We start from the raw sequence: 20,682 nt of genomic DNA, 5'->3' as shown, positions 1-20,682 counted from the left end.
GATCAGCCGACGGCGATGACGCGCTGGCCGCGGATCTCATTGACCTGCAACTGGGTCAGCATATTGCCCAGTTCGTCGAACTCGCCTTCGCCGCCGACGAGGTTGAACTTGCGCGTCGCCAGCATGGCCGCGCGCATCGTCTCGCCATTCACCTCGCCGCCGGCCTGCTCCACCTGGCGGGCGAGCAGCCCGAACAGATAGGCCGCGTTGTAGTAATTGGCATGATAGGTCACCGGCGCCTGGCCAAAGCGCGCCTGGAAATCATCGGCGAAGCGCTTGGTGATCGGGTCGCTGCTTGCGAAGTCGAGCTTCTGGGTGGTGAACAGCGCGCCTTCGGCTTCGGGCAGGGTACGGATGCCATCGAGGCCGAAGCCGGAGAATGAACAGATGATCTGGGTCACGCCATTGTCGCGCAGGCCCTTCACGATCTGTGCCTGCTGCGCACCGAAGGAGGCGATGTAGATGGCATCCGGCCGCGACTGCCGCACCCGCGCGACGACCGAGCCGAATTGCTGCGCCGCGCGCGGCACCGAGTAGCTGCCAACGAGCGTGGCGCCATGGAGCGGCAGTTGTTCGCGCAACTGGCCGAGGATGGCATCGCCCAGCGGATCATCGACATAGATCAGCGCGACGCGCTTGACGTTCCGCTGGTTCACCAGGAACGGCACGATCGCGCGCACTTCAAGATGTGCCAGCGCGATGACGTTCCAGAAATAGGGCGACAGGCCTGACAGGTCCGGCCCGACGCCGCCGCCATTGACCATGATGGTCTTGGCGCGGTCGCCGATCGGCGCGATCGCCTTGGCCGTCGCGGTCCAGGAGGAAAGCACCCAGGAGGCGCGGTCGATGTTGATCAGCTTGTTCATGCCGATCACGGAAGGCTGCGGCAGTGCCTGGCTGTCCTCGGATTGCAGGCGCACGGGGCGGCGCAGCATGTTGTCGGCGTTGATGTGCGCGATGGCGACCTGCGCACCGCGGGTGAAGGCTTCGCCGAACTCCGCGTTCGGGCCGCTCATCGGGAACAGCGAGCCCATCACGTAGGGCTCGGCCTGCTGGGCGAAGGCGGGACGGATGAAGGGCAGGGCGAGGCTCGCAGCCAAAGCGGTGCGGCGGCCAATCATGGGACCGGGCATGGATCGTTCTCCCTCGAGGGTCCGGCGCCTGCACGGGCGCCGGTTCATTTGCAGAGCTAAGGTGTCGGCCCGCGACGGGCGGGCTGTCAACCGTGCGGCAGGCGGAAACCCGGCTCGTCCCATTGCATCGCGACTAGCTTTCCGCTGGTCGACAGCGTGATGTAGGCGGTGCGCATGTCAGCGCCGCCGAAGCAGATATTCGTCGGCATGCGCTCGGGCATCTTCACCACACGCAGGATCTCGCCGGCGGGCGAGACGGTGGTGATCTCGCCGGCGACGAGCGTGGCGACGATGATGTTCCCCGAGGCAGCGATCGCCAGGCTGTCGAGCCGGCGATAGCCGGGGAACTGGCAGAGCACACGGCCGCCATTGGAGGACGGCCAGGGTTCCTTCTTCAGCACGCCCGGTGCTTCCACGTCCCAGGCCCAGAGCCGGCCGGTCTCGGTTTCGGCGACATAGACCGTCTTGCCGTCGGGGCTGATGCCGATGCCGTTGGCGCCACCGAAGACCGGGAAGGCGGCCTCGACCACCTTCGAGCCATCGGCCGCGCCCCAATAGGCGCCACCATGGTCGCGGTCGCGCGCGCGCACCTTGCCGAGGTCGGAGAACCAGAAGCCGCCATGGGCATCGAACATCAGGTCGTTGGGGCCGCGCAGCGGGCGACCATCGACAGTGCGGTAGAGCGTCTCGACTGCGCCGGTGGCGGGGTCGACGGTCTCGATGCGGCCGCCCGAATAATCCGCCGCCTGGAAGCCGGGGCGCAGCAGGCCCGGTTCCTCGTGCCAGGAGAAGCCGCCATTGTTGCAGACATAGAGCAACCCGTTCGGGCCGAGGGCCAGCCCGTTCGGCGCGCCGGTGACGGTCGCGATGGTGCTCTTGGTGCCGTTCTGTGCGACGCGGGTGATGCGCCGCGCCTCGATCTCAACCAGCGCCACCGAGCCGTCCGGCATGCAGACCGGGCCTTCGGGAAAGCGCAGCCCCTCAGTGACGATGCGCAGATCGGGTGCGTCGACGGTGACGGTCATGGTGGATTCTTTCCCTTGGACTTGGTGCCCATGATGGCGCGGACCGGGCGTGCTGCGAAGGCTTGACGCCATGTGCGCTGCAACAGAGGCTTCACGGTCATGACCGCCCCAGACCCCGTCACGCTCTCCGTCCTCGACAACCGCTTCCGCGCCATTGTCGAGGAAATGGGAGAGGCGATGCTGCGCACCGCCTATTCCCAGATCCTGAACTCCTCGCGCGATTTCTCGATCGCGCTGTGCGACAGCGGGGCGCGGCTGCTCGCCCAGGCGGACCACATCCCGATCCATGTGGGTGCGATGCCCTTCGCGGTGCAGGCGGTGGTCGAGGCCTTCGGTGACGTCATCGCCGAGGGCGACATCTACCTGCTGAACGACCCCTATCATGGCGGGTCGCATCTACCGGACCTGACGATCATCGTGCCGGTCTTCGCCGAGGGTTGTCTGATGTTCTATTCGGTGGTGCGCGCGCATCACACGGATATCGGCGGCGGCACGCATGGCGCCTACAACCCCGCCGCCACTGAGATCTTCCAGGAAGGGCTGCGGTTGCCGCCGATCCTGCTGGGGCAGGGACGCGTCGCGCGGCCCGACCTGGTGCGCATGATCGTCACCAATACGCGTCTGCCGCGTGAGGTGCGCGGCGACCTGATGGCGATGATCGGCGCGGCGCATCTGGGTGAGAAGCGGCTGCTGAGCGTGCTCGACAAGCACGGCGCGGCGGAGACCGAGGCCGCGGCGGCCGCCATCCTGACGCTGTCGGAAGCGCATGCGCGACGCATCATCGCCACCTGGAAGGATGGCACCTGGAAGGGCGAGGCGTTCCTCGATGATGACGGCTTCGGCCACAACGACATCGCGATTCGCGCGACGGTGACGAAGCAGGGCGACGCGATCACCGTGGATCTGTCGGACTCCGCGCCGCAGGTGCCGTCCTTCCTCAATTCCTCCTGGCCGAACACGGCGAGCGCGGTGCGCATGGCGATCGCCTTCCTGCTCGACCCGGAGGTGGCGAAGAACGATGGCTGCTTCCGGCCCATCGAGATCATTGCCAAGGAAGGCACCATCGTGCTGCCGCGCGAGGGTGCGCCGGTGACGATGTGCACCTCCCATTGCTCGAACGAGATCGTCGAGGCGGTGGTCAAGGCGCTGGCCAATGCCTGCCCGGACCGCGCGATGGGCGGCTGGGGGCGACGCTTCCGCGTGGCGATCAAGGGCAGCGATGCACGGCGCCCGGGCCGGTCTTTCGTGTGGCATCTGTTCCATGCGCGGCCGGGCGGCGGTGGGTCATCGGGCGGCGATGGCTGGTCCACGGCGGGCGAATGGCATTCGGCCGGCGGGCTGAAATTTGGGTCCGTCGAGATGGCGGAGGCGCGCTTTCCGCTGTTCTTCGCCAAGCATGAATTCCGCCCCGGCAGCGCGGGGGATGGGACGTATCGCGGCGGGCTGGGTGGTGAGTTGGTAATGCGGCTGGAGACGGATGGCCCTTCCGTGGCGAACACGGCGGGTGATGGTGTGCGCTATGGCGCGGCGGGGATGCTCGGCGGGCGCGACGGCGCGCCGCACCATTACACGCTGGACCGGGCGGATGGGACGTCACGCGATCTGAAGACCAAGGAGGTCGGCATTCCGCTGGCCCCTGGCGACACGTTGCATGTGCGCGCCGGTGGTGGCGGTGGATGGGGGCCGCCGGAGAAGCGCGACCCGGCAGCGCGCGCGCGCGATGCCGAGGAGGGGTTGCTATGAGGGCGGGGCAGAAGGTCGGGGGGAGGGAACTCCCCCCGAACCCCCCTCCTTTTTTTGTCACTTGGCGCCCCGCCTCCGCGGTTGATCACCAACAGATAGAAAAAGGAGGGGGCTCGGGGGAGTTCTCTCCCCCGACCTTCCTTTTTTCAGGACCTTCTGCATGACCTACCGTATCGGCGTCGATGTCGGCGGCACCTTTACCGATGTGGTTTGCGTGGCCGCTGATGGCGTCACGACCCTTGCCAAGGCGTCCTCCACGCCGGCCGACCAGAGCGAGGGCGTGGTGAATGGCCTGGTCGTGCTGGCGGGGCGGCTCGGGCTGGCGCTGCCCGACCTGCTCGCGCGAACTGAACGCATCGTCCATGGCACCACGGTCGCGACCAACGCGCTGCTGGAACGCAAGGGCGCGCACGTGGCCATGCTGACGACGGAAGGCCATCGCGACGTCATCGAAATGCGCGAGGGGCTGAAGCCGGAACGCTACAACCTTCGCCTGCCCGCGGCGCCCGCGCTGGTGCCGCGCCGGCTGCGCCTGCCGGTGGCCGAACGCATCCGCCCGGATGGGCGAGTGGAAGTGGCGCTGGACCGTGCCTCGCTCGATGCCGCCATCGCCACGCTGAAGGCCGAACAGGTCGAGGCGGTGGCGATCTGCTTCCTGCATTCCTGGCGCGACGACAGCCACGAACGCGCAGCCGCTGAGGCGGTGCGCGCCGCGCTGCCGGGCGTGTTCGTCACGACGTCGGCGGAAGTGCTGCCGCAGATCAAGGAATTCGAGCGCTTCTCGACAGCCTGCGTGAACGCCTATGTCGGGCCGGTGGTGTCACGGTATCTTGCGCGGCTGCGCGGGCGGCTGGCGGAAGCCGGCTATTCCGGCCCGGTCTTCGTCATCCTGTCCCATGGCGGCGTCGCGCCGGTCGAGGAAGCCGCGCGCCTCGCCGCCGGCACCGCGCTGTCCGGCCCGGCGGGCGGTGTCGCGGCGGGTGTCGCGTTGGCCGAACGCGGGTTGGGCGACGACCTCATCACCTTCGATGTAGGCGGCACCTCCACCGATATCGCGCTGGTGCAGGCAGGCGAGGCGGCGCTGGGCCGCGGCCGCACCGTCGCCGGGGAACGCATCGCGCTGGAGAGCCTCGATATCGTCACGCTCGGTGCCGGCGGTGGGTCGATCGGCCATGTCGGCGCCGCCGGCACGCTGCAGGTCGGGCCACGCAGCGCCGGTGCCGTTCCGGGGCCGGTAGCCTATGGCCAGGGCGGCACCGAGCCCGCCGTCACTGACGCCAACTTGGTGCTCGGCTATCTAGATGCCGCGAACTTCCTTGGCGGGGCGCGCAAGCTTGACCGCGAGGGCGCGCTGGCGGCCTTCGAACGGCTGGGGGCGACGCTTGGCATCGATGCGATGGCGACGGCCGAGGGCGTTCATCGCTTGGCCAACGTGCGCATGGCCGATGGCATCCGTGTCGCGACCGTGCGCCGCGGCGTCGACCCGCGCGACTTCACGCTGCTCGCCTTCGGTGGCGCGGCGGGGCTGCATGCCTCGGCGGTGGCGCGGGAACTCGGCATGCGGCGCGTCGCTGTGCCGGTCTTCGCCGCCGGGCTGTCGGCCTGGGGGATGCTGCACACCGATTTGCGCTACGAGATGGCGCGCAGCGAGATCGACACCGGCGGCGTGCCGGACGATGCCACGCTGCGCAGCATCTGGGCCGGGCTGGAAGCCGAAGGCCGGGCCCGCGTCGCCTCCTGGTTCGGCGGCGAAGTCGAGACGAAGCGCGCGGCCGACATGCGCTACGGCGAACAGGTCTTCGAGATCGCCGTGCCGCTCGAGGATGTGGACTGGGACACGCCGGGCCTGACCGGCCGCGTGACGGACGCCTTCCACGCGCGGCATGAGGGCCTGTTCACCTACGCGCTTCGCGAGGAGGAGGTGGTGCTGGTCAATGCCCGCCTCGCGGTGATCGGGCGGCTGCCGCCGATGTCGGCGCCGCAGGCCACCGCCGGTGGCGCGCCGGCCGCGCCCTTCGCGACGCGCCGGGCACGGCTTGGCGGCGCCGAGCAGGACCTGGCGGTTTACGACTTCGTGGCGCTCGCCCCCGGCCAGGAGGTCGCCGGGCCGGCGATCATCGAAAGCGACACCACCACCGTCCTGTTGCTGGCCGGCGACGTCGCGCAGATGGACGGCCGTGGCTGGGTGACGGTGACCTTGCCCGAGGAGGCATGAGGTATGGCCGGCTGGACACCACCGGCCGGCACAACCACGCGATGGCTCCTGGCCTGCGTGGCCGGGCTTGGTGTTGGGCTGCCGCTCGCCACGTTGTGGGGCGTGATGCTGATGCGCGACCTGCTGCCGGCGGGGTATCACGTCGGCGTGCCGGCGATGGCGCTCCGCGCGCTGGGCGGCGCGGTCGTCGGCGGGTGCCTTGGCGGCGCGCAGGCCTGGGCGCTGCGCCGGCTCTATCCGCGGCTGTCGTCGCTGCGGTGGATCGGCGCGACGGCGGTGGCCGGCTACCTCGCCGCGCTGGTCGGCATGGCGACCTACGGGCTGCTGATGCTGCAGTTCGAGAGCATTCCGGTGCTGGCCTTCATGCTGGCCGGCCCGCTGATCTCGGGGTTGTTCGGCGGGTTGCTCTATGGCCTGGGGCAGGGCCTCGTGCTCGACGGGATTGTCGAGGCGCGCAGCCGCTGGGTGTGGCTGGTCACGCTCGGCTGGGTGCTGGCTTCCGTGGTGGCCAGCCTGCGCTGGGTGCTCGGCCTGATGGGTGTTGAGCTTGTCCCGATCGTGGTCGGCGCCGTGCTCGAGGGGCTGGCGCTCGGCCTGGTGACGGCCAGCGCCTTTCGCTTCATGCCGCCGATGACAGCGCTGCGATCTCCGCCGTGAGGTTGGCGCGCGCCGGCGCTTCGTAGATCGCCGACATGCGCGTGCGGAACAGCCGGTCGGCCGCCAGGAAACGCGCCAGCACCCGGCCGCGGCCGGCTCGCCAGGCTGGCTCGGCGACCGCGGTGTATTCGTGCCGCAACAGCGCGGTGTTGCGGGCGAAGACCTCAGGCGCCTCGGCCAGCGGCGTCAGGTCGAGGTCGAGCAGCCGCAGCACGCGGCAATCCGGTCCGGCATAGGCAAGGTGGTCGGCCGTGGCGATGATCGCCGCCTGCACCCAGCCGGTATCGCCGCGCACCAGCCGCGCGGCCAGGTCGGCGGAGCGTGCCTCATTGTCGCGCGCCAGCGGCTCGTACACCGCGTCATGGAACAGGATGGCGAGCGCCATGTCGCGGTCGCCCGGGTCGCCGCCATGCATCAGGTGGCGCAGCCACATCAGCCCGACATGTGCCGCGTCGTGATAGGCGCGGTGCGGTTCATCGTAGCGGCGGCGCAACTCGGCGCCGGTAGCGGCCGACAGGTCGGCGCGGGCCAGCAGGGCGCCGAAGCCGGCGCGGCCTTGCTCGCGGTCGACGGCCAGGGCGAAGGCGGGGTCGAGGGATTCGGGGGTGATGCTCATGGCGTCAACTCGCCCGCTGGAATTCGGTGCGCCCGCCGGTGTCCTCGAGCATCAGCCGATCACCGTCGCGCAGGATGTAGCGATAGGTCTCGCCGGGCAGCATGCGGATGTCGGTGCAGCCGAACAGGCCGCAGGCGCGGCGCGGCGCCCAATCCTCGACCACGAGGCGCAGCCAGGGGCCGGAACCGTTCAGCGTCCAATGGCCGGAGACCGTCATCGCCGTCCCGTCCGGGGCGCGGTCGCGGCGGGCGAAGGCACCATCGGGGGAGAGGGTGATCTCGACCGACTGGCCGCCCTGCGTAGCGCGCCAGGTGCCGGCGAGGGGGTTGGCCGAGGCGCCGACCATCGGCGCGGCGCCGAGCAGCAGTGTCAGGGCGGTGCGAATGATCGGAGCCATGGCGTCCTCCAGCCTCGACAGGCCTTACGGGCGGAAGCTAGGGACGGATGCATCGCCTGGCGCTGAAGTGGTTCAGGGCGTGTGGGGGCTGGTGCAACTATTCACGCGGCCCTCACGCGGAGGGGCCGCCGCTTTCCGCGCCCTCGGTGCGGACGCGGTGCGGAGAGGGGCGGCGCCCCTCTCCATGGTCGCCATCAGAGCGCGATTGGTTCACTTCGTTCACCAACCTCGATCCAACTGTTTGTTCGATCGCGTGATTCAGACCTCCGGTGCATTCGCACCTGCGGCCATCACGCTCTACCGGCGCGTGGCGGCGAGTTCCGCTTCCAGTTCCTTGACGCGCGCCTGCAGCGTGGTGCGCATCGACGCCGAAGCGTGCGGCTTCAGCCCCGCCAGCGTGTCCTTCAGTTCGCGAAGCAGCTTTTCCTTCTCCGCGGGGCTGCGCTGGATGGGGCGTGTGTCGGAAAACTGGCCTTCCCGGCTGCGCATGATGGATTCTCCTGCGTGTGACGATGGCGCGGCGCGCCCGGTGCGAGCCGCGGGAAACACCAAGGCCGCCTCGATACGGGCGGCCTTGGCGCTTGGCCCCGCGGGAATGCTCCGCGAGGCCCGGATGAACGGGGGTGTGCCGCCCCATCAACGGGGGGCACGCCCCCGTCCATGGCGACGGTTGGCGGGTCAGATGTCGAGCATCAGCCGGCGCGGGTCCTCGATGCTCTCCTTAACCCGTACCAGGAAGGAGACCGCCTCCTTCCCGTCGACGATGCGGTGGTCGTAGGACAGCGCGATGTACATCATCGGCCGGATCTCTACCTTGCCGCCAATCGCCATCGGGCGTTCCTGGATCTTGTGCATGCCCAGGATGCCGGATTGAGGCGGGTTCAGGATCGGCGTGGACATCAGCGAGCCGTAGATGCCGCCATTGGTGATGGTGAAGGACCCACCGGCGAGCTCGTCGAGCTTCAGCGCGCCGTCGCGCGCCTTCTTCCCATAGCCCGCGATGGTCTTCTCGATCTCGGCGAAGGACATCTGGTCGGCATGGCGCACCACCGGAACGACCAGGCCCGACGGCCCGCCCACCGCGATGCCCATATGGACGAAGTTCTTGTAGACGAACTCGTCGCCGTCGATCTCGGCGTTGACCGCGGGGAACTCCTTCAGCGCGGCGACGCAGGCCTTCACGAAGAAGGACATGAAGCCGAGCTTCACGCCGTGCTTCTTCTCGAAGACGTCCTTGTATTCGGTGCGCAGCGCCATTGCCGCGCCCATGTCGACCTCGTTGAAGGTGGTGAGCATGGCGGCGGTGTTCTGCGCTTCCTTCAGGCGACGCGCGATGGTGGCGCGCAGGCGCGTCATCTTCACGCGTTCCTCGCCCGCTTCCAGGGCGCGCGCCGCCTTCGGCGCGGCGGAGGTGGCGGCGACAGGCGCCGGGCGGGCCAGGTAGTCGAGCACGTCGCCCTTGGTAATGCGGCCATCCTTGCCGGTGCCGGCGCCAACGGCCTCAGCGGTGGCGCCCTTTTCGGCCATCATCTTGGCGGCGGCGGGCAGCGGCGCATGGGTGCCGGGCACGGCGACCGGGCCGGTCACGGCGCGCGGGGCCTCGACATGCGGCGTCGCCGGCGTGGCGGCGGCCGGTGCGGGGGCGGCGGGCTTCGGCGCGCCGGCGGCACCGCCGGCGGTGATCGACCCCAGCACCGCGCCGGGCTCCACCTCGGCGCCTTCGGCGACGGCGATGGCCTCCAGCACGCCGGCGGAGGGGGCGTTGACCTCGACCGTCACCTTGTCGGTCTCAAGCTCCACCAACGGCTCATCGGCGGCCACGGTCTCCCCGGCCTTCTTCAGCCAGCGGGCGACGGTTGCGGTGGATACGCTCTCACCGAGCGTTGGTACGAGGATGTCGGTCATGTCTACCGTCCGTTATCTGCCCGGCGCGCCGTCACAGCCCGAGGGCCGCGCGCACCAGGGCTGTCTGCTGCTGCTGGTGGATCCTGGCGAGGCCCGTGGCCGGGCTCGCCGCGTCTTCACGGCCCACGAAGTCGGGACGCTTGGCCTTGATGTCGAGCGTCTTGAGCACGTTTTCGATGCGCCGGTCCATGAAGGTCCAGGCGCCCATGTTCTCGGGTTCCTCCTGGCACCATACCACATCGGCGTTGCGGTAGGGCGACAGCGCCTTGGCCAGGCTGTTCTTGGGGAAGGGGAACATCTGCTCGACGCGCACGATGGCGACGTCGGTGACGCCCTTGTCGCGGCGCTCCTGCAGCAGGTCGTAATAGACCTTGCCGGTGCAGAGCACGACGCGCTTCACCTCTTCGTCCGGCGCGATCGCGTCGATTTCGGGGATCACGTAGCGGAAGCTGCTGCCGGGCCCGAAATCGGCCAGGGAGCTGACCGCCAGCTTGTGGCGCAGCAACGACTTCGGCGTCATCAGCACCAGCGGCTTGCGGTAATTGGCCTTCAGCTGGCGGCGCAGCGCGTGGAAGTAATTGGCCGGCGTGGTGAAGTTGCAGACCCGCATGTTGCGCTCGGCGCACATCTGCAGGTAGCGCTCGAGCCGGGCGGAGGAATGTTCTGGCCCCTGGCCTTCGTAGCCATGCGGCAGCAGCATCACCAGGCCGGACATGCGCAGCCACTTGGTTTCGCCCGAGGCGATGAACTGGTCGATGATGACCTGCGCGCCGTTGGCGAAGTCGCCGAACTGGCCTTCCCACAGCACCAGCGTCTGCGGATCCGCGAGGGTGTAGCCGTAGTCGAAGCCGAGCACGCCGAACTCGGCGAGCAGGGAGTTGAAGGCCTCGAATTTCGGCTGCTCGCCGCGGATGTTGTTCAGCGGGACGTATTCGGCCTGGGTCGCCTGGTCGATCAGATAGGCATGGCGGTGGGAGAAGGTGCCGCGCTGCACGTCCTCGCCCGACAGGCGCACGCGGTGGCCGTCGAGCAGCAAGGTGCCGAAGGCGAGCGCTTCGCCGGTCGCCCAGTCGATGCCCTCGCCGGTGTCGATCGCCTGCTGCTTGGCTTCGAGCTGGCGGACGATCTTGGCGTTGGCGTTGAAGCCCTCGGGCACGCGGCACAGCGCGCCGCCGACCTCGCGCAGCGTGTCGAGCGAGACAGCGGTCTCGTGCAGTTGCTCGACTTCCTCACCGGCGGTGGCCGGCTTTAGGCCCGACCAATGGCCTTCCAGCCAATCCGCCTTGTTCGGGCGGAAGGACTGGGCAGCCTGGAAGGCCTCCTCCAGCTTGGCGTTGAAGGCGTCGTTCATCGCCTTGGAGGCGTCGGCCGGCAGCGAGCCCTCGCGCGCCAGCTTCTCCGCGTACAGGGTGCGCGTCGTGCGCATCTCCTTGATGCGGTTGTACATGATGGGCTGGGTGAAGGCGGGCTCGTCGCCTTCATTGTGGCCATGGCGGCGGTAGCAGACGATGTCGAGCACGATGTCGGCGCCGAACTGCATGCGGTATTCCGCCGCCATGCGGGCGCAGAACACCACCGCTTCCGGGTCGTCGCCATTCACATGCAGGATCGGCGCCTGGATCGCCTTCGCCACGTCGGTGCAGTACAGGCCCGAATAGGCGTGCGCCGCGACGGTGGTGAAGCCGATCTGGTTGTTGGTGATGATGTGGATGGTGCCGCCGGTGCGGTAGCCGATGAGCTGGGACATCGCCAGCGTCTCATAGACCACGCCCTGGCCAGCGAAGGCGGCATCGCCATGCAGCAGGATGCCCATCACCGAGCGGCGGGTCTTGGTGTCGCCGGCCATGTCCTGGCGCGCGCGCACCTTGCCGGCGACCACCGGGTTGACCGCTTCGAGATGCGACGGGTTCGGCTGCAGCGACAGATGCACCATTTGCCCGGCGATCTCGAGGTCGGTCGAGGTGCCGAGATGGTACTTCACGTCGCCCGAGCCCTGCACGTCATCAGGGTTGGCGCCGACGCCCTTGAACTCGGAGAAGACCTGCACGAAGGGCTTCTTCACCACGTTCACGAGCACATTCAGCCGGCCGCGATGGGCCATGCCGATGGCGATTTCCTTCACGCCGCCGATCGCCGCCGTCTCGATGACGGACTGGATCGCCGGGATGGTGGATTCACCGCCCTCCAGGCCGAAGCGCTTGGTGCCGACGAATTTGCGCGCGCAGAAGGATTCGAAGCCCTCCGCCTCGGTCAGGTCGGAGAGGATGCGCGTCTTGGCGGCGGGGTCGAAGGCGGCGAGCCAGGGCGCGCCCTCGATGCGGCGCTGGATCCAGGACTTCTGCTCCGGGTCCTGGATGTGCATGAACTCGACGCCGATCGACCCGCAATAGGAGGCGCGGCAGATCGCGATGATCTCCTTGAGCGTCGCGGTCTCCTTGCCCAGCACCATGTCGAGGAAGATCGGGCGGTCGAGGTCGGCCTCGGTGAAGCCGTAGGTCTTGGGGTCGAGCTCGGGATGCGGCTTGGGGCTGGTCAGGCCGAGCGGGTCGAGCTGCGCTTCCAGGTGCCCGCGCACGCGATAGGAGCGGATCAGCATCAGGACGCGGATCGAATCGAGCACCGCGCGGCGGGTCGCTTCCGGGTCGGCGGCGGCACCTGGCTTCGCACCCTTGGCGGCGGCCGGGGCTTCCGGGTCCGGTCCGAAGGCGCCGCGGATGCGCGGCGCCCAGGAGGCGCCGGTCGCGTCGGTCAGCACCGAGCGCGCTTCATCGTTCAGCGCGTCGAAAAGCTCGGCCATGGAGGGGTCGACGCTGTCGGGCTTCTCCGCCCAGCGGGCGTAGAGATCCGCAAGATAGGCGGCATTCGCCCCCGTCATGGCGGTTGCGAGGATGTCCACTCCGGCCATCGTTTTTCTCCGTGCCGGCGGGCAGCGCCGCCGGTGTCACGCTCTGTTGGTCTGCATAAGGGTCGCTGCCGCCCCCGGGGATCCAGGATGCGGCAGCGGTCGTTAATATAGGCCCTGCGGCCGTTTCATGGCAGGCCCAAGGCCCGCACGATACGCGGCGCGGGGTTTTGGAGCGGGATGCGTCCACCGTGGTTCACGCATCTCGCTCTAACCTTCTGTTTGGTCGCGTGACTCAGGCCTTCGGTGCATTCGCACCTGCAGCCATCACGCTCTAGCCCTTGAGCGCGCGCACCATGGTCGAGCCCAGCGCCGCGGGGCTGTCAGCAACATGGATGCCAGCCGCGGCCATCGCTTCCATCTTCGCCGCGGCGGTGTCCTTGCCGCCCGAGATCACCGCACCGGCATGGCCCATGCGGCGACCCGGAGGGGCAGTGGCACCGGCGATGAAACCGACCACAGGCTTGTTCGGCTTGCCGGGGGCGAAGTTCTCGCGCCTGAGGTATTCCGCGGCATTGATCTCGGACTGGCCGCCGATCTCGCCGATCATGACGATCGACTTGGTCTCGTCGTCCTTGAGGAACAGTTCGAGCACGTCGATGAAGTCCATGCCCTTCACCGGGTCGCCGCCGATGCCCACGCAGGTGGACTGGCCGAGACCGGCCGCAGTGGTCTGTGCCACCGCCTCATAGGTCAGGGTGCCCGAGCGCGAGACCACGCCGACCGAGCCACGCTTGTGGATGTGGCCGGGCATGATGCCGATCTTGCAGGCGTCCGGGGTGATCACGCCGGGGCAGTTCGGCCCGACCAGGATCGACTTCGACCCGGAAAGCGCGCGCTTCACGCGCACCATGTCGAGCACCGGAATGCCCTCGGTGATGCAGATGATGAGCGGCAGTTCGGCATCGATGGCTTCGAGGATCGCATCCGCCGCAAAGGGGGCGGGGACGTAGATCACCGAGGCATTGGCCTGCGTCTTGGCCACACACTCAGCTACCGTGTCGAACACCGGCAGGTTCAGCTCGGGGTGCATCGTGCCGCCCTTGCCGGGCGTCGTGCCACCGACATAGGTGCTGCCATAGGCGATGCCCTGCGAGGCATGGAAGGTGCCCTGTGCCCCGGTGAAGCCCTGGGTCATCACGCGGGTGTTCTTGTCGATGAGAACGGCCATGGCTCAGGCCCCCTTCACGGCGGCGACGACTTTTTGCGCAGCGTCGGCCAGGTTGTCGGCGGGGATGATGGCGAGGCCGCTCTCGGCCAGGATCTTCTTGCCGAGTTCGACATTGGTGCCTTCGAGCCGCACCACCAGCGGAACCTTCAGCGACAGGCTCTTGCTGGCGACCACGATGCCCTCGGCGATCATGTCGCATTTGGCGATGCCGCCAAAGATGTTGACCAGGATGGCCTTCACATTCGCATCGGAGGTGATGATGCGGAACGCCTCGGTGACGCGCGCGGCGTTCGCCGTGCCGCCGACATCGAGGAAGTTAGCGGGTGAAGAGCCGTACAGCTTGATGATGTCCATCGTCGCCATGGCCAGGCCGGCGCCGTTGACCATGCAGCCGATCTCGCCGTCGAGCGCGACGTAGTTCAGGTCGTTCTTGACCGCGTCGAGTTCCTTCGGGTCCATCTCGCTGTCGTCGCGCAGGGCCTCGAGGTCCTTGTGGCGGTACAGCGCGCTGTCGTCGAAGGACACCTTGGCATCGAGTGCCACGATGTCGCCCGCGCCGGTGACGACCAGCGGGTTGATCTCGACGATCATGCAGTCGAGTTCGAGGAAGGCGCCGTAGAGCGCCGTGACGAACTTGGTGAAGGAGGCGACCTGCTTTCCGGTCAGCCCCAGCCCGAAGGCGAGCTTGCGGGAATGGAAGCCGGAAATGCCCGAGGCCGGGTCCACCGCGACCTTGAGGATCTTCTCGGGGTGGTGTTCGGCCACCTCCTCGATCTCCATGCCGCCTTCGGTGGAGGCCATGATGGTCACGCGCGAGGTGTCGCGGTCGACCAGCAGGCCGAGATACAGCTCGCGCTTGATGTCGCAGCCATCTTCCACATAGACGCGGGAGACCAGCTTGCCGGCCTCGCCGGTCTGCTTGGTGACCAGCGTCTTGCCGAGCATCGCCTCGGCGGCGGCCTTCGCATCGGCGATCGACTTGACGACGCGCACGCCGCCCTTGCCGGTCGGGTCTTCGGCGAAGTGGCCGGCACCGCGGCCGCCCGCATGAATCTGCGATTTCACCACATAAACGGGACCCGGCAGGCTTTCGGCGGCCTTGGCGGCCTCCTCGGGCGTCCAGGCCACGTGACCGTCGAGAACGGCGACGCCATAGCGGCGGAGCAGTTCCTTCGCCTGGTATTCATGAATGTTCATGCCGAGTTCCCTTTAAGGGGCGCACAGGAAAAGGGCCCGACGTTGCCGCCGGGCCCGGGTGGATCAGCCCACCAGCTTCTTGCAGGCGTCGAGCAGTTCCTGCACCGCGCCGCAGGACTTGTCGAAGGCCGCCTTCTCGGCGGGGGCGAGGTCGATCTCGACGATCCGCTCCACGCCGCCTTCGCCGATCACGACCGGCACGCCGACATACAGGTCCTTCACGCCATACTGGCCGGTCAGCCAGGCGGCGCAGGGCAGGACCCGCTTCTTGTCCTTCAGGTAGGCTTCGGCCATCGCGATGGCCGAGGCGGCCGGCGCGTAGAAGGCCGAGCCTTTCTCCAGCAGCTTGACGATCTCGCCGCCGCCATTGGCGGTGCGGGCGACGATCGCGTCGATCTTCTCCTGCGTCGTCCAGCCCATCTTGATCAGGTCGGGGACGGGGATGCCGGCGACGGTCGAATACCGGGTCAGCGGCACCATCGTGTCGCCATGGCCGCCGAGCACGAAGGCGGTGACGTCCTCGACCGACACATTGAACTCATGCGCCAGGAACAGGCGGAAGCGGCTGGAATCCAGCACGCCGGCCATGCCCACCACCTTGTGCGGCGGCAGGCCCGACTTCTGTTGGAACACCCACACCATCGCGTCGAGCGGGTTGGTGATGACGATGACGAAGGCGTTCGGGCAATGCGTCTTCACGCCCTCGGCCACCTGCGCGATGACGCCGGCGTTCTTCGACACCAGGTCGTCGCGGCTCATGCCCGGCATGCGGGGGAAGCCGGCGGTGATGATCACCACATCCGACCCGGCGATGGCAGCATAGTCGCCGGCCCCCGCCATGGCGGAATCGAAGCCGTCAACCGGCCCCGACTGCATGATGTCGAGAGCCTTGCCCGCGGCGACGCCGGGGAAGACGTCAAACAGGACGACGTCGCCCAGTTCCTTGAGGCCAATCAGGTGGGCCAGCGTGCCACCGATGTTGCCGGCGCCGATCAGCGCGATCTTCTTGCGGGCCATGTGCCTTCCTTGGGGGAATGTGGTGCAGTGCGAAAAGCGCCGCTACCTACTCCCTGGCCTGCGCGGCGGCAAGGCTGGGAGCGGTTTCGCGGCCGTGGGCGCCGGTTTGCCGCTACAGCGGCAGGCAGCGCACCACGTCGGAATGCCCGCGCGCCAGGGTGGCGAGCGTGCCCGCCGGGCAGGATTGCGCCTGGGCGTTGGTCGCGGGCTCGAGGCCTGACTGCCAGGCGACATTACGACGTTCGCCGCTCCGCCCCTGCCGGGTCGTGGTGGTGGCGACCTGCTGCCGGCGCGTGCCGCTGCGCTGTGCGCTGGCGCGGCTGGCGGTCCGGTTCGCGGCCTGGCGGGAGGCCGGGGCCCGCGTGCCGGCCAGCTGGCGCTGCGGCGCGACCGACCGGCGCGTCGCCGTGGCGCGCGCGGTCTGTGGGGCGGCGGCGGCGGGGGTCTGCGCCTGGGCCTGTGCCTGCTGGGTCCGACTCCGCGCTTCGGCCCCGGTGGTGGCCGACGCCAGGGTGGCGAGGGCGAGCAACGCCAAGGCCAAAATCCGCATGTGCCGAACCTCTCATTCCGTTTCGCAATATGTCGGGAGTCTACCGTCACGGCGGCCGGGGGAAAAGCCCGGGCGGTGATTGATGCGCGTCAAGGCCGATCCGGGGCCGTTTGCATAAGAACTCACCTGTTCATCGGCAGGGGAGATCGACGCGATGCATCAGGATTGGCCGGGCCTTGCCGCGGGGCTTTCGGGGCCGCTGAAGGAGCTGCGGGGCGGCACCCCCGAGGTGATGAAGGGCTTCTCCGCGATGTCCAGCGCTGCGCTCGAGGCCAGGGCGCTCGACACCAAGGCCAAGGAGTTGATTGCCTTGGCCATTGCGGTGGCGATCCGCTGCGCCCCCTGCATCACCTTCCATGCCGAAGCCGCCGTGAAGCTCGGCGCGACGCGGGAGGAGGTGATGGAGGCGATGGGCGTGACCATCTACATGGGCGGCGGCCCGTCGGTGATGTACGCCGCCCAGGCGATCGAGGCCTTCGACCAATACTTCGACCAGCACAAGGCTCGCACGGCGGTCTGACTGTCCGTTCGGGAATGCGCCAGAAGGTGCATTCCCGAGTCCAGCGCCGGCCCGCGCCCCGTCAGGTGAGATGCGCGAGCGCCAGGTATTCCTGCGACTGCATCTCGACGAGGCGGGAGGCGGTGCGTTCGAACATCGCGGCGTTCTCGCCCCGCTCATACAGCCGGTCGGGGTAGTCCTCGGCGCTTGCGACCAGCTTCACCCGGTGTTCGTACAGCGCGTCGATCAGCGTGATGAAGCGGCGCGCCTTGTCGAAATTCTCCGGCCCCAGCCGGGGGATGGCGTCGAGCACGACAGTATGGAAATGCGTCGCCACCGCCAGGTAGTCGGCCGGGCCGAGCGGCTTGCCGCAGATGTCGTTGAACTCGAAGCGCGCGACGCCGCGCGCCGCCTGCGGCACCTCCACCGCGCGGCCGAGCAGGGTCAGCCTGGTCGGCGCGGCGGGCGTGTCGCCGGTCAGCTCGGCGAAGGCGGTGTCCAGCGCGCGCTCGGCGCGGCCGTCGGGTGGCACATGCCACGTCGGCATGCCGCGGATGCGCTCGCGCCGGTAGTCGCGCGCGGCATCGAGCACCAGCACCTCGATCCGCTTCTTGATCATGGCGATGAAGGGCAGGAAGGCGTCGCGTCCGGGCTTTCCCTTGAACAGGTTGTCCGGCTCGGTGTTGGAGGTGGCGACGACCACCACGCCGCGGGCGAACAGCGCCTCGAACAGCCGGCCGAGGATCATCGCATCGGCGATGTCATGGACCTGGAATTCGTCGAAGCACAGCAGCGCGGCCTCGGCGACGATCGAATCGGCCAATGGCGGGATGGGGTCGGCGGTGTCGCCGTGTTCCTTGCGCCAGGCATGGATGCGCCGATGCGCCTGCTGCATGAACTGGTGGAAGTGCAGCCGCTGCTTGCGCGGCACTTCGGCCGAGGCGAAGAACAGGTCCATCAGCATGGACTTTCCGCGCCCGACCTCGCCGACGAGGTAGAGGCCGAGTGGCGCCTCGGAGGCGGCCTCGTCCACCGCCTTGCGCCGGAAGAAGCGGCCGAGGAAGCCGCCGGTGTCCGGCGGTTCGACCTTGGGGTCGTAGCCGCGGGTGCGGCGCCACAGGTCCTGCAGCTTCTCGGCGGCCAGTTCCTGGGCCGGGTCGGCGGCGATGGCGCCGGCGGCGATGCGCGCGCGCAGGGCGGGCAGGGGGCCTTCGGCGAGGGCGAGGGGATACGGGCCCGCGGCGGCGGACATGGCGTCCGGGGGAGGGGTCATGACGGCGCATGCTGTAGCCCGCGCCCGGGCAGGCGACAACCGCAGGCCGGCCATGTCCCCGGCGGCCTGGACGGGAGGGGCGCGGCGCCGGAGGCTTGCGGCATGGAATACCTGCTGTCCCACCTGCCGCCCTCGGGCGTGCTTGCCGGCATCGCCATCGCGGCGCTGGCCGGCGGGTTGTCGCGCGGCTTTTCCGGCTTCGGGGCGGCGCTGGTCTTCGTGCCGCTGGCCTCGGCGGTGGCTGGTCCGCGCGCGGCGATCCCGGTGCTGGCGCTGCTGGAGAGCGTCGCCTGCCTGGTCTTCCTGCCCGGGGCCTGGCGCTATGCCGCCCGCCGCGAGGTGACGGCGATGGCAACCGGGGCGATCCTCGCAGTGCCGATCGGCAGCCTGATCCTGGCCCATAGCGACCCGGTGGCGCTGCGCTGGGGGCTGACGGCCCTGGTGCTGGTGGCGGTCGTGGTGCTGGCCTCGGGCTGGCGCTACCGCGGGCCGGATTCGGTGCCCTTGACGGTCGGCGTCGGCGCGCTGGGCGGGGTGATGAGCGGCGCGGCCATGCTGGGCGGCGTGCCGCCGGCGGTCTGGTGGCTCGGGCGCAGCGCCACCGCCCGGGTGCTGCGGGCCAGCATGAACCTATATTTCGTGGTCTTGACGTTCGCCATCGTCGCCGCCTTTGCCTGGCGCGGGCTGTTCACCGGCTCGGCGCTGTGGCTCGCCCTGGCGGCCGGGCCGGCCTATGGGGCCGGGCTGTGGGTCGGGTCGGCGCTGTTCGGCCTGGCGAGCGAGACCACCTTCCGTCGTACCGCCTACGGCCTGATCCTGGCCGCGGCGGTGCTCGGGATGCCGCTGTGGGACCCGCTCACGGGCCGATGATGCGGGCGGCCGCGACGATCTCGCGGATCCGGTCCGTGTCGGTCGCGCCCGCCTCGACTCGGGCGATGGCGGTCACCTCGGCGGCCTGCACGGCGCGCAGCCGGTCCAGGATCGCCGCCGCGCGGTCGAGCGGCACCACCACCACGCCATCGGCGTCGCCCACGATGATGTCGCCCGGCCGGACATGCTGGCCGCCCAGGGTGACCGGGGCGCCTACCACCGCCGGGCCGTTGGCGGCCGGGGAGGCCGGGATGATGCCGGCGGCGAACAGCGGCAGGCCGGTGGCGACGATGCCGGCGCGGTCGCGCGCCAGCCCGTCGGTCACGAAGGCGGCGATGCCCTTGTTCTTCATCATGCCCGCGACGATGTCGCCGACCACAGCGGTCGCCGTATAGGCGTCGTTGGCGATGACCACGACGTCGCCGGGCTGTGCTTCGGCCAGGGCGCCGTACACGCCGACGACATCGGCGGGGTAGGACAGCGCGGTCAGCGCCGGGCCGACGAAGGCGGCATTGTCCGGGTCCATCGGCTTGATGCGGTGGTCGAGCGCCCCGCGCCCTTCCATGGCATCGACCAGGTGGGAGGTCTGGGCTCCGCGGAACGCCTCGACGAGGGCGGCATCGGGCCGTCGGTGGCCGCGATGGATGGTCAGCAGCGGCGGATTGTCGAGCATGGCGCATTCCCCTTGGCTTATGGGGCGGGAGCCTCGCGCGGCCCGGCAAGGCCGTCCAGATGGGCGCGCGACGCATAATTGCACCATGCTGAATCGGTCCGAAACGCGCGAAATCGTGGTGGATCGGTTGCGGTGCCGCAAACCCTATGTTAAGCGCCGGCCGCCGCCCGAGGGGAACCTCGCGTGGCCATGTTGTATGCCGCAGCCCAACAAGAAACAGGACCGCGATCGCCCGTGGCCACCGCCGAGACAAGCCAAACCGCTTCCTCCTCCTCCAATGCGTATGGAGGGGCCCCCATGCGTTATGCGCTGGCGTTGCTCGGCCTTGCCGACGACAAACGCCAGGCTGACCCGGGCGCGCTCGACCGCATTGCCGCCGACCTGGAGGCGCTGTTCGGCCTCTGGCGCGACAATGCCGAGTTCCGCGACTTCGTCGCCGATCCGCGCTTCGATGCCGCCAAGCAGCGGGCTGGCGTGTTTGCCGTGCTCGACCGTGCCGGCATCGGCGCCGAGGTGCGCAACCTGATCGGCGTGATGATCACCAATCGCCGGCTGTCCCAGCTGCCGGCTGTGGCGCAGGCCTTCGGCACGCTGCTCGCGGAACGCCGTGGCCAGCAGACGGCCGAGGTCGTCACCGCGCATCCGCTGACGGACACGCAGCGCGCCGCGATCGTCGCGCGGCTGACCGAGGCCGGGCATTCCGGCGTGCGGCTGTCCGAAAGCATCGACGCTTCCATTCTCGGTGGGCTGATCGTCCGGATCGGCTCCCGCCTTTACGACAACAGCATCAAGTCGAAGCTGCAGCGTCTGCAGTACGCTATGAAAGGGGCCGCCTGACC

19 protein-coding genes are annotated in these 20,682 nt (G+C 69.1%); 6 read left to right on the top strand and 13 right to left on the bottom strand.

What is annotated here, in order from left to right; genetic code table 11:
* Positions 1–2: 2 nt before the first annotated feature.
* Complete coding sequence (locus IEY36_RS03915) at positions 3–1,133, bottom strand: ABC transporter substrate-binding protein (protein ID WP_229681100.1); 1,131 nt, start codon at positions 1,131–1,133, stop codon at positions 3–5.
* An 86-nt stretch (positions 1,134–1,219) separates the two neighbouring features.
* Complete coding sequence (locus IEY36_RS03910; RefSeq protein WP_188965631.1) at positions 1,220–2,158, bottom strand: SMP-30/gluconolactonase/LRE family protein; 939 nt, start codon at positions 2,156–2,158, stop codon at positions 1,220–1,222.
* Between the two features lie 99 nt (positions 2,159–2,257).
* Between IEY36_RS03910 and IEY36_RS03905 the strand changes: the two genes are divergently transcribed.
* The 3 genes from IEY36_RS03905 (at position 2,258) to IEY36_RS03895 (ending at position 6,773) form a co-directional block, all read left to right on the top strand.
* Entirely contained in the window at positions 2,258–3,901 is a 1,644-nt protein-coding gene (locus IEY36_RS03905; RefSeq protein WP_188965630.1) for a hydantoinase B/oxoprolinase family protein, read from the top strand.
* Between the two features lie 160 nt (positions 3,902–4,061).
* Positions 4,062–6,116 (top strand): hydantoinase/oxoprolinase family protein, encoded by a 2,055-nt coding sequence (locus IEY36_RS03900; RefSeq protein WP_188965629.1) that lies wholly within the window; start codon positions 4,062–4,064, stop codon positions 6,114–6,116.
* A gap of 3 nt (positions 6,117–6,119) precedes the next feature.
* Positions 6,120–6,773 (top strand): hypothetical protein, encoded by a 654-nt coding sequence (locus IEY36_RS03895; RefSeq protein ID WP_188965628.1) that lies wholly within the window; start codon positions 6,120–6,122, stop codon positions 6,771–6,773.
* Here the strand turns inward: IEY36_RS03895 and IEY36_RS03890 are convergent.
* The 9 genes from IEY36_RS03890 to IEY36_RS03850 all read right to left on the bottom strand — a co-directional run bounded on the left by IEY36_RS03890 (position 6,736) and on the right by IEY36_RS03850 (position 16,528).
* Positions 6,736–7,389 carry an HD domain-containing protein gene (locus IEY36_RS03890; RefSeq protein ID WP_188965627.1) on the bottom strand — a complete coding sequence of 218 codons (654 nt, stop codon included), beginning with the start codon at positions 7,387–7,389 and terminating at the stop codon, positions 6,736–6,738. The two genes, IEY36_RS03895 and IEY36_RS03890, sit on opposite strands and share 38 nt — an antisense overlap.
* Positions 7,390–7,393: 4 nt before the next feature.
* Complete coding sequence (locus IEY36_RS03885; RefSeq protein ID WP_188965626.1) at positions 7,394–7,786, bottom strand: hypothetical protein; 393 nt, start codon at positions 7,784–7,786, stop codon at positions 7,394–7,396.
* Positions 7,787–8,083: 297 nt separating this feature from the next.
* Positions 8,084–8,275: a hypothetical protein gene (locus tag IEY36_RS03880; protein ID WP_188965625.1), complete on the bottom strand. Its 192-nt coding sequence runs from the start codon at positions 8,273–8,275 to the stop codon at positions 8,084–8,086.
* Between the two features lie 189 nt (positions 8,276–8,464).
* The gene (odhB, locus tag IEY36_RS03875) at positions 8,465–9,691 is read right to left on the bottom strand and encodes a 2-oxoglutarate dehydrogenase complex dihydrolipoyllysine-residue succinyltransferase (RefSeq protein WP_188965624.1); all 1,227 of its coding nucleotides are present in this window, start codon (positions 9,689–9,691) and stop codon (positions 8,465–8,467) included.
* 31 nt (positions 9,692–9,722) lie between these two features.
* Positions 9,723–12,596 carry a 2-oxoglutarate dehydrogenase E1 component gene (locus IEY36_RS03870; RefSeq protein ID WP_188965623.1) on the bottom strand — a complete coding sequence of 958 codons (2,874 nt, stop codon included), beginning with the start codon at positions 12,594–12,596 and terminating at the stop codon, positions 9,723–9,725.
* A gap of 271 nt (positions 12,597–12,867) precedes the next feature.
* Positions 12,868–13,764: a succinate--CoA ligase subunit alpha gene (gene sucD / locus IEY36_RS03865; RefSeq protein WP_188965622.1), complete on the bottom strand. Its 897-nt coding sequence runs from the start codon at positions 13,762–13,764 to the stop codon at positions 12,868–12,870.
* 3 nt (positions 13,765–13,767) lie between these two features.
* The gene (gene sucC, locus IEY36_RS03860; RefSeq protein WP_188965621.1) at positions 13,768–14,961 is read right to left on the bottom strand and encodes an ADP-forming succinate--CoA ligase subunit beta; all 1,194 of its coding nucleotides are present in this window, start codon (positions 14,959–14,961) and stop codon (positions 13,768–13,770) included.
* Positions 14,962–15,024: 63 nt separating this feature from the next.
* On the bottom strand, positions 15,025–15,978 hold the full coding sequence (mdh, locus tag IEY36_RS03855) for a malate dehydrogenase (protein ID WP_188965620.1): 954 nt from the start codon (positions 15,976–15,978) through the stop codon (positions 15,025–15,027).
* Between the two features lie 112 nt (positions 15,979–16,090).
* On the bottom strand, positions 16,091–16,528 hold the full coding sequence (locus IEY36_RS03850; protein ID WP_188965619.1) for a hypothetical protein: 438 nt from the start codon (positions 16,526–16,528) through the stop codon (positions 16,091–16,093).
* Between the two features lie 154 nt (positions 16,529–16,682).
* On the opposite strand from IEY36_RS03850, the gene IEY36_RS03845 reads away from it, so the two are divergent.
* Complete coding sequence (locus IEY36_RS03845) at positions 16,683–17,048, top strand: carboxymuconolactone decarboxylase family protein (protein WP_188965618.1); 366 nt, start codon at positions 16,683–16,685, stop codon at positions 17,046–17,048.
* Positions 17,049–17,109: 61 nt separating this feature from the next.
* Here IEY36_RS03845 and zapE read toward each other — a convergent pair whose 3' ends face one another.
* Positions 17,110–18,300: a cell division protein ZapE gene (zapE, locus tag IEY36_RS03840; protein WP_373290293.1), complete on the bottom strand. Its 1,191-nt coding sequence runs from the start codon at positions 18,298–18,300 to the stop codon at positions 17,110–17,112.
* Between the two features lie 102 nt (positions 18,301–18,402).
* Here zapE and IEY36_RS03835 point away from each other — a divergent pair, with 102 nt between their 5' ends.
* On the top strand, positions 18,403–19,170 hold the full coding sequence (locus IEY36_RS03835; protein WP_188965617.1) for a sulfite exporter TauE/SafE family protein: 768 nt from the start codon (positions 18,403–18,405) through the stop codon (positions 19,168–19,170).
* Here the strand turns inward: IEY36_RS03835 and IEY36_RS03830 are convergent.
* Complete coding sequence (locus tag IEY36_RS03830) at positions 19,157–19,843, bottom strand: RraA family protein (protein ID WP_188965616.1); 687 nt, start codon at positions 19,841–19,843, stop codon at positions 19,157–19,159. The two genes, IEY36_RS03835 and IEY36_RS03830, sit on opposite strands and share 14 nt — an antisense overlap.
* 297 nt (positions 19,844–20,140) lie before the next feature.
* Between IEY36_RS03830 and atpH the strand changes: the two genes are divergently transcribed.
* A complete protein-coding gene (gene atpH / locus IEY36_RS03825; RefSeq protein ID WP_188965615.1) occupies positions 20,141–20,680 on the top strand; it encodes an ATP synthase F1 subunit delta in 540 nt (179 codons plus the stop codon).
* Positions 20,681–20,682: the final 2 nt, after the last annotated feature.

The sequence above is a fragment of the Neoroseomonas lacus genome, from assembly GCF_014644535.1.
Taxonomy (GTDB): Bacteria; Pseudomonadota; Alphaproteobacteria; order Acetobacterales; family Acetobacteraceae; genus Neoroseomonas; species Neoroseomonas lacus.
The sequence above is the reverse complement of the archived record's forward strand: the minus strand, read 5'-3'. Positions and strand labels throughout refer to the sequence as shown.